The 14767-nt window shown below is 34.2% G+C and carries 17 protein-coding genes; 4 read left to right on the top strand and 13 right to left on the bottom strand.

Annotation, left to right across the window (positions count from 1 at the left end):
* Positions 1-42: 42 nt before the first annotated feature.
* On the bottom strand, positions 43-462 hold the full coding sequence (gene arr, locus CAR_RS13440; RefSeq protein WP_443101008.1) for an NAD(+)--rifampin ADP-ribosyltransferase: 420 nt from the start codon (positions 460-462) through the stop codon (positions 43-45).
* Between the two features lie 668 nt (positions 463-1130).
* Between arr and gloA the strand changes: the two genes are divergently transcribed.
* The gene (gene gloA / locus CAR_RS00165; RefSeq protein ID WP_041556740.1) at positions 1131-1511 is read left to right on the top strand and encodes a lactoylglutathione lyase; all 381 of its coding nucleotides are present in this window, start codon (positions 1131-1133) and stop codon (positions 1509-1511) included.
* A 199-nt stretch (positions 1512-1710) separates the two neighbouring features.
* Here gloA and rlmH read toward each other — a convergent pair whose 3' ends face one another.
* Both rlmH and CAR_RS00155 read right to left on the bottom strand, forming a co-directional pair.
* The gene (gene rlmH / locus CAR_RS00160; RefSeq protein ID WP_041556016.1) at positions 1711-2190 is read right to left on the bottom strand and encodes a 23S rRNA (pseudouridine(1915)-N(3))-methyltransferase RlmH; all 480 of its coding nucleotides are present in this window, start codon (positions 2188-2190) and stop codon (positions 1711-1713) included.
* A 67-nt stretch (positions 2191-2257) separates the two neighbouring features.
* Entirely contained in the window at positions 2258-2440 is a 183-nt protein-coding gene (locus tag CAR_RS00155) for a CxxH/CxxC protein (RefSeq protein ID WP_041556015.1), read from the bottom strand.
* Positions 2441-2720: 280 nt separating this feature from the next.
* Here CAR_RS00155 and CAR_RS00150 point away from each other — a divergent pair, with 280 nt between their 5' ends.
* Positions 2721-3230, top strand: coding sequence for a ClbS/DfsB family four-helix bundle protein (locus CAR_RS00150; RefSeq protein ID WP_013709724.1), 510 nt, complete (start codon positions 2721-2723; stop codon positions 3228-3230).
* A gap of 101 nt (positions 3231-3331) precedes the next feature.
* On the opposite strand, the gene CAR_RS00145 is transcribed toward CAR_RS00150, so the two are convergent.
* From CAR_RS00145 to CAR_RS00115, 7 genes are all read right to left on the bottom strand, one after another.
* Positions 3332-4555, bottom strand: coding sequence for a S1C family serine protease (locus CAR_RS00145; RefSeq protein ID WP_013709723.1), 1224 nt, complete (start codon positions 4553-4555; stop codon positions 3332-3334).
* A 195-nt stretch (positions 4556-4750) separates the two neighbouring features.
* A complete protein-coding gene (locus CAR_RS00140) occupies positions 4751-5563 on the bottom strand; it encodes an MBL fold metallo-hydrolase (RefSeq protein WP_013709722.1) in 813 nt (270 codons plus the stop codon).
* 187 nt (positions 5564-5750) lie between these two features.
* Positions 5751-6590 (bottom strand): two-component system regulatory protein YycI, encoded by an 840-nt coding sequence (locus CAR_RS00135; protein WP_013709721.1) that lies wholly within the window; start codon positions 6588-6590, stop codon positions 5751-5753.
* A gap of 1 nt (position 6591) precedes the next feature.
* The gene (locus tag CAR_RS00130; protein WP_013709720.1) at positions 6592-7893 is read right to left on the bottom strand and encodes a YycH family regulatory protein; all 1302 of its coding nucleotides are present in this window, start codon (positions 7891-7893) and stop codon (positions 6592-6594) included.
* Complete coding sequence (gene walK / locus CAR_RS00125) at positions 7890-9734, bottom strand: cell wall metabolism sensor histidine kinase WalK (RefSeq protein WP_013709719.1); 1845 nt, start codon at positions 9732-9734, stop codon at positions 7890-7892. The genes CAR_RS00130 and walK overlap by 4 nt, the downstream gene beginning before the upstream one ends.
* 6 nt (positions 9735-9740) lie before the next feature.
* The gene (gene yycF / locus CAR_RS00120) at positions 9741-10448 is read right to left on the bottom strand and encodes a response regulator YycF (RefSeq protein WP_013709718.1); all 708 of its coding nucleotides are present in this window, start codon (positions 10446-10448) and stop codon (positions 9741-9743) included.
* Positions 10449-10643: 195 nt separating this feature from the next.
* Positions 10644-11201, bottom strand: a complete 558-nt coding sequence (locus CAR_RS00115; RefSeq protein ID WP_013709717.1) for a PTS sugar transporter subunit IIA — start codon at positions 11199-11201, stop codon at positions 10644-10646.
* A 334-nt stretch (positions 11202-11535) separates the two neighbouring features.
* On the opposite strand from CAR_RS00115, the gene CAR_RS00110 reads away from it, so the two are divergent.
* Together CAR_RS00110 and CAR_RS00105 are read left to right on the top strand one after the other, a co-directional pair.
* Complete coding sequence (locus CAR_RS00110) at positions 11536-11991, top strand: DUF948 domain-containing protein (protein ID WP_013709716.1); 456 nt, start codon at positions 11536-11538, stop codon at positions 11989-11991.
* Positions 11992-12023: 32 nt separating this feature from the next.
* Positions 12024-12407: a YtxH domain-containing protein gene (locus tag CAR_RS00105; protein WP_013709715.1), complete on the top strand. Its 384-nt coding sequence runs from the start codon at positions 12024-12026 to the stop codon at positions 12405-12407.
* A gap of 131 nt (positions 12408-12538) precedes the next feature.
* Here CAR_RS00105 and thiE read toward each other — a convergent pair whose 3' ends face one another.
* Genes thiE through thiM form a run of 3 tightly spaced genes read right to left on the bottom strand, consistent with a single transcriptional unit; the run spans position 12539 to position 14728 of the window.
* On the bottom strand, positions 12539-13174 hold the full coding sequence (gene thiE / locus CAR_RS00100; RefSeq protein WP_041556013.1) for a thiamine phosphate synthase: 636 nt from the start codon (positions 13172-13174) through the stop codon (positions 12539-12541).
* Positions 13164-13985, bottom strand: a complete 822-nt coding sequence (thiD, locus tag CAR_RS00095) for a bifunctional hydroxymethylpyrimidine kinase/phosphomethylpyrimidine kinase (protein WP_013709713.1) — start codon at positions 13983-13985, stop codon at positions 13164-13166. Before thiD ends, thiE begins: the two co-directional genes overlap by 11 nt.
* Complete coding sequence (thiM, locus tag CAR_RS00090; RefSeq protein ID WP_013709712.1) at positions 13982-14728, bottom strand: hydroxyethylthiazole kinase; 747 nt, start codon at positions 14726-14728, stop codon at positions 13982-13984. Before thiM ends, thiD begins: the two co-directional genes overlap by 4 nt.
* Between the last annotated feature and the right edge of the window lie 39 nt (positions 14729-14767).

Here is a 14767-nt window from a genome sequence, read left to right as displayed (position 1 = left end):
TGCTAACATAACCCGTCCCTTGCACTGCTATGATAATTAGTTTTAGTTAATAATTTCCCCATTATTCTTAGCTAGTTTTTCATCCCATTCCTGCCGTTCTGAATGAGTCAGTTTTTCCCAGTCCGTTACTTCTCCCAAAATTTTCAGAGGTTCTTGTGAACGATAAGAACGTGTTAAGTTACCAGGAAATTTCTTGTTAGTTACATTAGGGTCGTTTTCAAATTCACCGGTAGGTTCTATGATATAAACACGTTCGTTTCCTTCACCTTTTGATAAGGCTGCAGCAAGTCCCGCACCATTGATATTTGCTGTGAAATAGATGTGGTTCATTTTAAGTTCTTTTTCGTAATTTGATTTCTTGCCCGCTGTCAGCAAATCGCCAACTTGTAAATCTGCCTTTGATCCGTGATAAAAGGGGCCTGTGTCAGTCGGTCTACCTTGATATGAATGTGATAATTCCATATTTTTTCTAGCCTTTTCAGTATCATTCGTTGCTTCATAATATTTAGCGATAGTTAAATATAAAGTTGGATAAGCACTCTTAACATCATCATCATTAATTTTTAGAGCAAAGTCCAATGATTTTTCCATCCATTTTAACTTATCGTCGACATTATTTTGTCTTAATCCTAAATGATAAGCTACAATAAATCTTTCATAATCGTCACTTGTTTGGTTCCACGCTTTAAGAAAAGTTTCGATGGCATCATCCAAATTCCCGCTTTCTTCTAGGGCCATCCCTTTCATACAGAGCTGGATAATAGGATTACTTGGATCAAAATTCATCCTCATCTTATTTTTCCTCCTATTTAACTAACTGAATTTTTATTATTACTTATGATACGGTTCTCAGTAATACATCTAAATGAGGTTTTATTTCTTATTATATATCGATATATAAATGGGCTATCTCCATTTCTGTACCTGCAATTAAACAAATTTTGTGACGTAAATATCCCAAACCTTTTCCATTAATAGAAAAAATCTTTTTTTAGTTCACGGACTGTCCACTTATCCATAAGTTTTCTCGAGCTATAATAGATGTTTCTCACTGAAGATAACATGGGCGTGCCTATATGACCTATTCATGCTAGAATAAAAATAAGAAACTATTGGAGGATGATATGATTATGAACCAAGAACTCGTTGAGATTTGCCTGCGTGTCAGAGATATTGAGGCTACTTTAGACTTTTATACTAATCTATTCGATTTTGAAGTTGCCAGCCGTAGAGAATTTCCTAAAGATAAATTTGATTTAGTTTATCTGAATTCTCCCGGTTCTTCTGTACAAATTGAACTCACTTACAATTACGATGCCGAGCCATATAATGTAGGAAATGGCTTCAGTCATTTAGGTGTGACTGTTAGTGACTTAGAAAAAATGCATGAAGTTTGTAAAGCTTCTCCTTACGAAACAGGTGATTTAAGAGGACTTTCAGGCGGCACACCCTCTTATTTCTTTGTGACGGACCCTGATGGCTATCGAATTGAAGTAAAGCGCGCAAAATAAATTTTCAGATATTTTAAATGTAAGCATGTTGGTTGTTGCCAATATGCTTACATTTTTTTATTATCATCATTCGCATTCTTCTCTAATTTTAGGTAGTTTTCCAATGTTTTTATTTAAAATACTATTACATTCTCGAAAACAAAAATAAACAAGATTCTGTATAAAATTTCAATAAACTCATTCTTTTCTAAAACCTCATTTACTTATGATAGGGCTCGTTCCTAACAATCTTAAAGCCTCGATAGATCTGCTCAATTAAGACTAATCGCATCAATTGATGAGGAAGCGTCATTTTTCCAAATGAGATAGGCGTATTGCTCCTTTTCATTACTGCATCACTTAAACCTAATGATCCGCCTATAACAAAAACAATCGTACTTTTCCCTTGAACTCCTAATTGTTCAATTTCTTTAGCAAATTCTTCTGATGTTCGTTGCTTGCCTTCAATAGCTAGTGCAAAAACAAATGCTTGATCTGGAATCTTTGCTAAAATACGCTCGCCTTCTTTTTCTTTGACTTGCACCATTTCAGCTTCACTTAATTTTTCAGGTGCTTTTTCATCTGAAACTTCGATTAATTCTAATTTACAATAGGCTCCTAATCGTTTCGCATATTCTGCGATACCCATTTTCAAATATTTTTCTTTTAACTTACCCACAGTTATTATTTTGATGTTCAAAAAAGTTATCCTCCTATAATCACAGGTTATCCACAAAAGTTATGCACATGTCCACAACTTCAAATCATTATATAGTGGTAGAATGCTTGTTCGACACTACATATATTGCATCCTTCTCGCAATAACCACATTTTTGTTTCGAGTTATCAACAGGCAATAATTGGTCTAGTACCGGCAGTTCAAAACCTCCATAAACTGCGTCATCTAAAGCTTCTTCTACATGCTCCTTACAAGCTAAAATTTTATCCATCCACAACACCTTCCTCATTTTGTGGATAACTAATTTCGTCTCCACATACCTACCTATATTATTTTACAGCACTTATCCACAATGTTCAAAACTTTTCACACTTACTTGTCCACAAAAATTTGAAAAATCAATTAAAAATTGGTTTATTTCATCTTTTTTCAGGTTAAAGAATTCGTTTCCAATTTTTTTTACGAAGACCTAGACTTTTTATATTCTACACCTTATTCTATTTATATAGAATCTTCTTTTCTTATTACTAAACTATTAGGAGGAATTTTTTATGAAAGAGTATCAGAGCAAAACAGAATTAATAAACACTATTCAAGAACACTACCAAAAATACATCACCGAATTTGATTCTATCTCTGAAGATCTTAAAGACAGAAGAATCATAGAAGTAGAGCAAACGCCTTCTGAAAATTTATCTTATCAGCTTGGTTGGATTCACCTCTTACTTCAATGGGAAAAAAATGAACAACAAGGAAAAACTGTTCAAACACCTACTGAAGAATACAAATGGAACAATCTAGGTGGATTATATCAGTCTTTCTATCAAGAATATGGGAAATACTCATTAGTAAAACAAAAAGAAATGTTAACTCAGTTAGTTGAAGAGTTATGCCATTGGGTGGAAAGTCTCTCTGATACTGAATTATTTGAACCCGAACAACGAAATTGGGCTACTACAAAAGCCAAATGGCCTATTTGGAAATGGATTCACATAAATACAGTTGCACCATTTACGAATTTTAGAACCAAAATTCGTAAATGGAATAAATTAACTAGTTAATTTAGTAACAACACATTAGCTAATTACTAGAAAATTACAAAAAAATGGAGTCTGAGTAATAAAAACTCAGACTCCATTTTCATTTTGAAATTTTTATTTTATTATAGAGTTGGTTCTGAAGCAGTCATTGTGACCGTCGTTTTTTGAAGTTCGCCATTACGATAAAACTCAACTTCAATTTCTTTTCCGAGTTCAGAAGCATAAATTTCTTTACGCAATGATATTGAATCTGTAACTTCTTTACCATTGAATTTCACAATAACATCGTATTGCTCTAATCCAGCGATTTCAGCTGCTGAATCTGGTTGAACTTCAGCTACTACAACACCAGATGTAACATTTTCAGGTAATTTCAAGACTGATTCTTGTTGTTGTTCAGATATTTCGCTTAAATCCAATAAGCTGATTCCCAATACCGGACGAACAACTTCACCGTTTGCTTCCAATTGATTAATGATGCTAACAACGTCATTACTTGGAATAGCAAATCCCATTCCTTCGACAGTATCACTAGAAATTTTCATTGAATTGATTCCAATTACTTGACCAGCTATATTAATCAAAGCACCACCAGAATTCCCTGGATTGATAGCTGCGTCAGTTTGAAGAGCTGTAACTTCCCAATCTACTACGCCATCACCTGTAATATCCGTTTCAACACTACGATTTTTAGCAGATATAATTCCTTGAGTAACGGAAGAAGCAAAGTTTGTGCCTAGTGGTGAACCGATTGCAATTGCAGGTTCCCCAACAGTCACTGCATCTGAATCACCGAAAGTAGCAACTGTTGTTACTTTTTCAGAAGGAATAGACAATACGGCTAGATCTGTCCAGATATCTGTTCCAATTAATTCAGCTTCAACTTTTGTGCCATCTTTTAGAATAACTTCAATTGCATCTGAACCATCGATAACATGATTATTGGTTACGACATAAGCTGTATCACCGTCTTTTTTATAAATCACTCCACTACCTTCACCCGCTGTTTGTAAGTTGTCTTCTTCCTCCTGCGCGTTATCTGTCTCAAGTGCACCTTCTAATCCTCCATCAGCTTGTGATTGCATATTAACAACTGATACAACTGAATCTTCTACTTTAGCAACAGCTTCTGTTACATCAGAAGTCACATCTACGCTGACATTGGTTGTAATCACTTCTCCTGTGTCTTTATCGACCATGCCTGTACCAGTTTCAGTATTGACTCCATTATCCGTTGCTGCTAAGTATCCTCCGCCTAGTGCCGCTACTACAAGTCCACCTATTAGCCCTCCGACAAGTCCATTTTTCCAAGAACCTCTTTTTTTGTTTTTTGTTTCCTCACTCATTAATCTTCACCCCTCGTAGTCTTTTTATGATGCTAGTATAATCTTTACATTTGAATTTTATATGAAACTTTCGGGACATTTTTATTAATTCATTATTATATTAACATTAAATCTTCTTTACACGATAGTGAATGGTCTTATAGAACTCAAAAACCTCTCTTGACCTTTAGTCGAGAGAGGTTTTGTCTTCTTACTTTAAACAACAAATAAAGAAGTAGGTATGACTGGATCTGTATCAAATACTAAAAATTTGTCTTCTACTCCTGTTTCTTTTTCTTTTAAAATATTTACAGCTGTTAAATGAGCCAACTCTTTTAAATTATTGTCTTTACTTAGATGACCTAAGTACACTCTTTTCGTAGCGTCACCTATGATTTCAGCTAAAGCTAATGCTCCATCTTCATTTGAAAGATGCCCTTTGTCTCCCAAAATACGTTGCTTTAAATGCCATGGGTAATTTCCCATTCTCAGCATTTCAAGATCATGATTGCTCTCAAATAAATACGCATCCGCGTTCGAAACAATACCTCTCATACGATCACTGACATAACCCGTATCAGTCAGCATTACAAAACATTTATTGTCTTTGTGAAAACTATAAAACTGAGGTGCAATTGCATCATGCGAAACTCCAAAACTTTCCACATCTATATCGCCAATGGTCATTGTTTTTCCCATTTCAAATAAGTATTTCTGTTCCGTTTTAATGGTACCAATTATAGGGGTCATAGCTTCCCACGTTTGCTCATTAGCATAAACGTCTAAATGATATTTTCTAGCTAAAACACCTACTCCATGGACATGATCACGGTGTTCGTGTGTGACTAATATCCCATCCAAATCTGCTACATCTCGGTCTATTTTTTTTAATAATTCAGTTATTTTTTTTCCACTTAATCCACTATCAACTAAAATCTTCTTTTTTTCAGATTCTATATATGTCACATTTCCAGAACTTCCACTGGCAAGAATACTAACCTTTAAACCATTACTTTCTTTGGATACCATCTAAAAAATCCTCCTCTATTACCTTTATCATTTTACATCAAACTTATATAAATTCAAGTTTTCACAACGTAAAAAAGACCCAAAGAAAAGGGGTAATGACAAGACAATTCTTGTACACCACTTACTTTGGGTCAAAATTTAATCTAAGAAATCTTTTTAAAAAAATCTCTCATTCCAGCTACTAAAGCTATTCTGCTACAGATTCTTTAGTTGCTGGCGTCTCACTCGTTGGCGTTCGTATAATACTGCCGCTCAGTGCATCTACTCGTTCGATCTCGGTACTTCCGCTGTTAACAATTTCAATGTACCACACTGGCGCATACATGCTTAATTTCTGTAGCGAAAGTGTTTTTGAATACGTTAATTTTGGTTTTCTTACGGTAGTATTTGCTTGTATTTCGTCATTTTGATATAAAATTTCAACGGCATTTTTATCTGTTATCAGCTTACGACTCTCCCCTTGAACCGTAACTGGACCTACATACGTTTGATCATAGGAGATTACTTGTTTCTTATTATTCAAATGAAATACAATTTCTGATGTTCCATCTGCAATGGGAATATTGTTCGCTATTTGAGCATATACTATTTTTTGTTCTGTTGGGCTATAGCTAAAATAGCGATACTCTTTACCAAAAAGAACTTGGTCGCTTATCACAAATTCATCGAGTAACTCAATATCTTCCTTAGTCAATTCTTTCTCTTCTGACAAAGCAAGTGGATTAGAAAGTAGACTCATGTAAAGCGAGCCGTCTTTTTCAACTGTTCCAGAACGATTTTTTACTTTATCTATATTATCTTCTAACAAATTATTGGTTTCTGCTTGAACATAAGGTACTTTATTCTCAGTTTCTGAAAAATTCGGCAATTTAATATTTTCATTTTCCATTTCTTCTATAAAATCAATTAATTGATCAGAACTGCTAGTATAATAGTTTTTATTTTTGTCTAAATACGTGAATATCAAAAAAGTATTTAGAAACAGAAATGTAATAATAAAAATAATTTGAATTCGTTTAAAATCCATTTTACTGACCTCCTTCATTGAGAAGAAGACTCTCAACAAGTTGCCATTTACCATTGATTTTAACATACCAATTAGGCTCTAAATTAATCACGCGATCAGATTCCGTACTATTTATCCAAGTATAACCGATTTTTATATCATCGATTTCTTCACTAGTATAGCCACTTGCTGATAGAGATTCCAAAGTACTGACACCACTTTGTAGTGTTTTTTGTTCTTCAACATCAGAAATAGGCGTTTGAGCAATAACTAAAGGAACTTGCAACCGTGACAATCCATCTTCAAAAACGGTTATATGAGTCGTTCCATAGTCAGCAAATTCACTAAATACTGGAAATCCTGCAATATAACGACGATAAGTAACTTCTCTCGTAGAATCATTATAGTCAAAATAATGAACATCCGAAGCCCAGTTTTCATATTGAATCAATTCGTTGTAACTTACTCTAAGTGTTTCTGTAATGGATAACTTATTTTCAGCATTTCGATTGCGATAATACGTTAAAATATCGGTGTTTTCGTTTATTTGCAACTCACTAACATAGTCATTGTAGCTAACAATATTTTCATCATTCGCACTATTTTCTCTTACTTCTGAAGTATCATCAAATAACCGTTCAATAAATAATTGATTTGTTTGCCTTTCAACTAAATAACTTAAATAAGGCAATTCTATTTCTTCTGTTGAAGTATAAACTTGTTTGCCTTCATCTAGAACAGCATTTGCTAAGTAAGATTTAGCATTTTCTTCTTCTATTAGTTTATTTATTTTACTTTGGTCTATTCCTTCTATTGCTTCACTATAAAACAACTTCGAATGTGTATTATAAAAATAGATTTGATTTAAATCATCTTTTGAAAAATACATTCGATTAAAAGACCGATCTTGATATTCACCAGCAAGATCATTAAATAGATCTGGAAAAATACCAAAAGAAATATTTTCAACAAAAACCATCTCTAATGCATCGGTTTGACTTAATTTTTCTTCATATTCTTCATTCGTTAATTCAACCGGTTCTTCAATAGTATCTACTTTCCATTTAGTAATTTCTCTAGTTATAGCAGTTACGATTTCTGTTTGAGTAAATACATTTATTTCGCCATTTTTATGAAGGACAACTTGAGTTGGACCAAATACTTGGGACATATCGCGTGCGATAGTCACAGCAGAGGTTGTCCCTTGACTCTCATTTGTTTCTTCATTAAATTGGCTAGGCATAGTCCAAATCATAAAGGTTAGAAAGAGACTCAGTACGATAAGAGCTACCAGAACAACTTTTATTATTAAATCTTTCTTCATTCCCAATCATCCTCCTCATACGGAAGATAAGGCAATGAAATATAAAAAGTCGTTCCTTTTCCCTCCGTACTTTCTGCCCATATTTTACCTTTATGCTGATGAACTACTTCTTTAGATATAGCTAAACCTAATCCAGTTCCACCCATAGAACGCGCTCTAGCTTTATCAACTCTAAAGAAACGGTCAAATACATTTGCCAAATCACGTTTAGGAATACCCAGACCTTCATCACTGATACTTAAAACGACACTATCATTGGTTTCGACAAGTCCACAAGTAATCGTTCCTCCATCTGGAGAATATTTAATAGCATTATTCATGATATTATCTAAAACTTGAATCATTTTATCAGCGTCAACTTCAACCCATAGTTGTCTATCAGTAAAGTTTCGTTTAATAGAAAAATCTTTTGATGATTCATCAGAAGACTGTATCATCATTTCAAAACGTTTGATGACATGATCAAACAACTCATTTACATTAAGGTATTCTAAGTCTAACGTACCTTTACCAGAATCCATACGGGATAAATCTAACAGATCTTTGATCATACGAATCATCCGATCTGTTTCTTCTTGCGTTACTTTTAAAAATTGCGGAGCGATTTCCGGATCTTTCCATGCACCATCTAGTAATGCCTCTAAATAACTTCTCATACTTGTTAAAGGCGTTCTGAGTTCATGAGAAACATTTGAAACAAACTCTTTTCGCTCATTATCTATTTTTTCTTGCTTTGTTACATCATGCAATACACAAACAATTCCACTGATAAAACCAGTTTCTCTTTGAATAAGAGTAAACTCACCCCTCAAAGTTACTGGTATCTCATCATTTGAAAAATCAAAGTACATATCATCTTCGTTTTCCAGTAATTTACGCAAAGTATATTCCTTATCTATTTTCAATACTTTTAAGATTGAAACACCTAGCGCCATTTCCTGGGAAATATTCAACATCTCCATAGCTTTGTCATTGATAATAACAATGACTCCTCTTCGGTCTGTCGCGATAACTCCATCTGTCATGTGGGTCAACACACTATTTAAACGTCTCCGTTCAGATTCTGTCGTTTCTTGGGCTTCCTCAACCTTAGTTGACAAGTCATTGATTGCCATAGATAGTATACCCAATTCATCTTTACTATAAACTTTAACTTGTCCGGAATAATCTCCATCTGCCATTTGAATCGTCTGTTGTGTCATTTCAGTAATTGGTTTTGTTATTGCCCGGGAAATAAATAGTGCCAAAATAACGGTTAATGCTATTGCTATTAAAGAAGAATTAAGAAAAATAAGCGTTATTTCGCTGATTTGTTCATAAACACTTTCAATATTTGTCGTTAACGCTATTACACCCAATATTTCATTTGATCCATCACTTGCAATAATAGGAGAAACCAACTTCCAGATTCGGTCGTTGGTCGTTTGATCTCTGTATTGACTGGTGACTGTATTTCCCAGCAGTAAAGCTTGTTGAACATCTTTATCATTTGTTTTGCTGCTAACACTATTTTGCTGAGTGCTGTCACTCGTCCCTAATAAATAATGTTGATCATCAATGATCTGAACTTCTAAAATTCCATTTCCTGAAAAGTCTTCAATCAACCGTCCAATTTCGGTACTATCTTCTGCTGTTTCATCATCAAATAAAATAGGCTGAATAGTGTTATCTAAAAAGCCTACTTGAAGTCTTTTTTCTTCTTGGAAATTAGTGACTAGCTGCGTTTCTAATTGTCTAACAAAATACGTTCCAATTAATTCTAATGCCACCAGTAATAGAATAATGAACACGAAAATTATTTTGAAATCAATAGATTGAAAAAAAGTGATCTTTTTCTTCATGAAACATTACTCCTGTTCGGGATTTCTTAAATAATAGCCAACTCCACGTCTTGTTACAAGCCAAGTTGGGTGACTAGGGTTGTCTTCTATTTTTTCTCTTAATCTTCTAACCGTTACATCGACCGTTCTTACGTCTCCAAAATAATCGTAGCCCCAAACCGTTTGTAACAAATGTTCTCTGGTCATTACTTGACCTAAATGTTTAGCCAAATAATGCAGCAATTCAAATTCGCGGTGCGTTAATTCAATTGTGGCTCCTCTTTTAGACACAATGTACGCATCTGGATGAATCGTTAAAGCACCTACTTCAATATCATTTGTTTCAATTTCTTCAACAACTGGCGTCTTAGCATTATCATGTCTTCTTAAATTTGCTTTTACACGTGCTGTCAATTCTCTATTAGAAAATGGTTTTGTGACATAGTCATCCGCACCAAGTTCTAATCCAAGTACTTTATCAATTTCCGAGTCTTTTGCTGTAACCATGATAATAGGCATATCATGATTTTTTCGGACTTCACGACAAACTTCTAACCCATCTTTTTTAGGAAGCATCAAGTCTAAAATGATAAGATCTGGCAATACTTCTTCTACTTTTTCTAAAGCTTCTTCTCCATCATATGCCGTAAACACTTCATATCCTTCTTTTGTTAAATTAAATTTAACGATATCTGAAATTGGTTTCTCATCATCAACTACTAATATTTTTTTCAAAATGAAACCTCCTTGGAATTTCTACTTTTTTATGACTGTTTTTTATATTAATGGTTTATTACTTTTCAATTAATTTGCTGTAAGAATGACAAACTATTCTACCTTTCATTATACCGAACATACGGTAAGAGTGCAAAAACAAAATCAAGAGCTATATATAGGCTCTTGATTTTGTTTAATTGATTAGCTATTTTTTTAATAGCCTTCAATAGTTAATGCAATTGTTTTTCCAGCTTGAGCTTCGACTTCATTATTTGGTTTGAATACGTAACGGTAATTTTCATTTTCTCCATTTATCACAATGACTGGTATAAACAAGCGACAACCGCGACTAAGAAGGTATTCCTGATCAAACTTTACCAACGGGTCTCCTTGTTTAACGGTCATACCTTTTTTTAAATGCGTTTCAAAACCTACTCCGTTTAAGGTTACCGTATCTAAACCAACATGTATGAGAACTTCTAATCCGTCATGTGTGCGAATTTCGAATGCATGAGATGCATCTGCGACTTGAAATAACTTTCCGCCAATAGGGGCACAAACTATACTAGAAGTCGGGATCATAGCAAAGCCTTCTCCTATCATTTTTTCAGAAAACACAAGATCTGGCACTTCTTCTATTGGTATTATACTGCCATCTGTTACAGCTACTAATGATGCCTTTTTCTTCTTTAGCAATTCGTTTTGTGCATCTTCTTTTAAAGATAAGTTCATTCCAATAAATCCTCCAATATCTAACTCTTTTTTATTCATCTATTGATTTTTCCCCATTATTTATTTTATCTTTAATTGTAACTGATTATAAATGCTTTGACCATCTTTTAAAAAAATCTATCTAAATTCAAATGTTATTTAATCTAAGAAGTAGTAAGGATTTTAGGTATGTATTATCTTTCAATACGTTAGCCCAATTTTACAATAATGCGATTTCATTTTATTTGGCTATTCCCCTTTTTAATGGTATTCTTATAGAAAATAAAAGTAAACTGATTACTTGTTGCTAAAATGAGTGGCTGTTTCCACCTATTTCTTATTAAGTTAAGCCAATTTTCAACTCTATCTTTAATGAAAGGAGCGTATAAGCTAAATGTCAATCGAATTTATCATAGCTATTGGTATCGTGGTTTTAGCCTTGGTTGCTTTAGTTATTTTTGGAATACTCATTGGTAAAAAGGTAGGGAGTTTAATGAAAGAAATTAGTTCAACTCAGACTACTGTTCAAGATCAAATAAATCATTTTACAAAAGAAAAAGATGCTATAACAACTAAAATAGACCATATGACCACTCGAGTAGATAGTATGACAAAAGATGTAGCTGTTAAACAATCTTATATTTCTGATTTTACTCAAACAACAGCTGATTTTGGAGAATCTATCAACGATTTAAAACAAAATAGCAATAAAGTCGCTTCCTATTTTCTTTCTAGTTCAAGGAGAAAAGTAACAGTTACTCCTCCTCGAATAACAAAAGTAGGAAAGACAGCCTTAAAGATGTACCAGACCAGAAAAAACAGAACAAAAAAACGTTTTTCATTTAACTAAACTAAATCATTTTAGAAAAGGGGAACTTTGTTATGGCTAATAATTTTACTAGAACTTTATTTGTAGGGGCTGCTGCTGCAGTTACTGCCTTATTACTCGCTCCTAAATCAGGAAAAGAATTACGACAAGATATCAAAACGCAAGCAAACGATTTGAAAGAACAAGCAATGGATCAAGTAAATAGTTTTGCTGATGAAGTAAAACAAAGTTACAAAGAAGTTGAAGAGGAAATCAGCTATACTGATCCTGAATTAGCTGCTACCATTGAAGATATTGAAACAGATTTAAATTTACACTCTGAACCACTTGATAATTCAGAATTTACAGGTTCTGTGGAAGTTCCTCCAACATCTGTAGTTGAAGACTTATCTAGTACTCCAGACTTATCTGTTGAAGATAGACGTGGACAATTATAGACGTAAAAAGAACTTAAAGTAAAAATTCTTAAAAACAACATTCCCGCTAATGAGCAATCATTAGCGGGAATGTTGTTTTTTTATTACTATTTAAATAATAGAGAAGCGGTAACTAGTATCCCATAAAACAATTAATTTATTTTTTTCGTTAGAAGGAGATTCTTAACCGTTTGCCCAATATCTTTACTATGACAGATAACTGAAATTACAGACACACCATCTGCTCCTGAGGAACGAACCTCACTAGCATTTTCTTCTGTAATTCCTCCTATACCAACGATTGGGAAGTTGCTACATTGTTTTCGCATAGCCTTTAAAAAATGCAATCCAGCAGGAGGTTTCGCATCTTTTTTAGATTGCGTTTTATAGATTGGTCCAATTCCCACATAATCTGCTCCACTAAGTATCGCCTGTTCCATTTCTCTAGAATTGTGTACAGAAACGCCTATTATTTTTCCTTTCGCTTGTTTACGAAATGTAGAAAGAGCTAGATCTTCTTGTCCAATATGGATACCATCAGCATCTAGTTTGAGTGCGAGTTCAACATCATCGTTGATGATAAAAGGCACTTGGTATGCTAGACACATTTTTTGGCAAGCACGGGCAAACTCTTCATAAACGCTACCTGTTAGTGCCCCTTCACCTTTTTCACGTAATTGGAAACATGTAATACCTGCTTCCAATGCTTCTTCAAGTATTTTCAAAGGATCTTTTGTGCAGTTCATTGTCCCCATAATAAAATAGACGCTCAATATATTATAATTCACTTACTTCTACCTCACAGATTCCTTGCTGACAATTATAAGCAAAGTGATTTGTTGGTCCATGTCCATGTCCATGTCCAATATGAAGAGGAGTAGCAATGGCTAAATGAATAAATTTTTTCGCCTCAATGATCGATTCCTTTATCGATAGTCCTTTTGCTATATTTGCTGTAAGTGCTGCTGAGAATGTACAGCCTGTCCCATGAGTATCTTTTGTTTGGATACGAGGGGTAGTTATCGAAAAAGAGTTCAGACGGGAATACACTCTGTCTGTTGCGTATTCTCCATCTAAATGTCCTCCTTTGATAACCACACATTCAACTCCCATTTGAAGAATCTCCTGTGCAGCTTTTTCGATATCTTCAACATTTTTAATTTGTCTACCTGTTAACAGTTCTGCCTCAGGGATATTTGGTGTGCAGATTGTTGTATAAGGAAAAAGTTTTTCTATTAACGTTTTTACTGCTACATCCTGTAAAAGACTTGCTCCACCTTTTGCGATCATTACAGGATCAACGATCAACGGAATATTTTGTTGTTGTATAATTTTAGCTACAACTTCAATAATTTCAGTTGAAAACAACATACCGGTTTTAATGGCTTTTATAGAGAAATCATCCAGCACAGTTTGTAATTGTTGCTGTACAAAACTTGATGGTACTTCAAAAATACCGTGGACTCCTAGTGTATTTTGGTCAGTTAATGCTGTAATAACTGTTGTCCCAAATACACCAAGTTCTTGAAATGTTTTTAAATCTGCTTGAATTCCAGCACCACCACCTGAATCTGATCCAGCAACTGTTAATGCAATCATCTCTCAACCTCCGCTAACTCTTGTAATCTGTTCATAAATTGCAAGGCAAAATCCCCTACTTTATTTGTACTTTGTTCAGCAGCTTGTTTGTAGTCTTTTAGCGTTGTTACTAAATTCTGCAGTTGATTTGTTGCACCTCCACTAGCAAGAGACGCTGCACAGATAGCACTTAATAAACACCCTGTACCTGTAATATGTGTTGCTATTTCTTTGCCTCCTGAAACGTATAATCCCTCATGTCCATTTGTTATAAAATCTGATTTACCTGTTACAATAACCAAACACCTATATTGCAAAGCAATTCGTTTTGCTACTAGAGCAATATCTATTTCACCTGTGCCACTATCTACACCTTTTGATTGCCAAACCTCTCCCGCAATTGCTGCTAATTCTCCTGCATTACACCGAATCAAATTAAATTGAATATTCTTTAAAAGTAGCTGAACCAATTGTTTTCGATAACTTGTAGAACCAACGCCTACAGGATCCAACACAATAGGAATGGATAATTCATTGGCTTTTCCCCCAGCTAGCAACATAGCTTCTGCTGTACGGTCATTCACAGTACCAATATTAATAAGTAAAGCTTGAGCAATCGACACTATTTCAGTTACCTCGTTCACTTCATCAGCCATAATAGGTGAAGCACCGACTGCAAGTAAACCATTCGCCGTAAAATTAGCGACCACATAGTTTGTCATGCAATGCACTAAAGGAGCTGTCTTTTTTATTTGTGATAACATTTTTCATTCCTCTTTCTCTTGTTCTTTGTCTACCATCTG

Source organism: Carnobacterium sp. 17-4, assembly GCF_000195575.1.
Lineage (GTDB): Bacteria > Bacillota > Bacilli > Lactobacillales > Carnobacteriaceae > Carnobacterium_B.
This window is presented reverse-complemented; position numbering and strand designations above follow the sequence as displayed.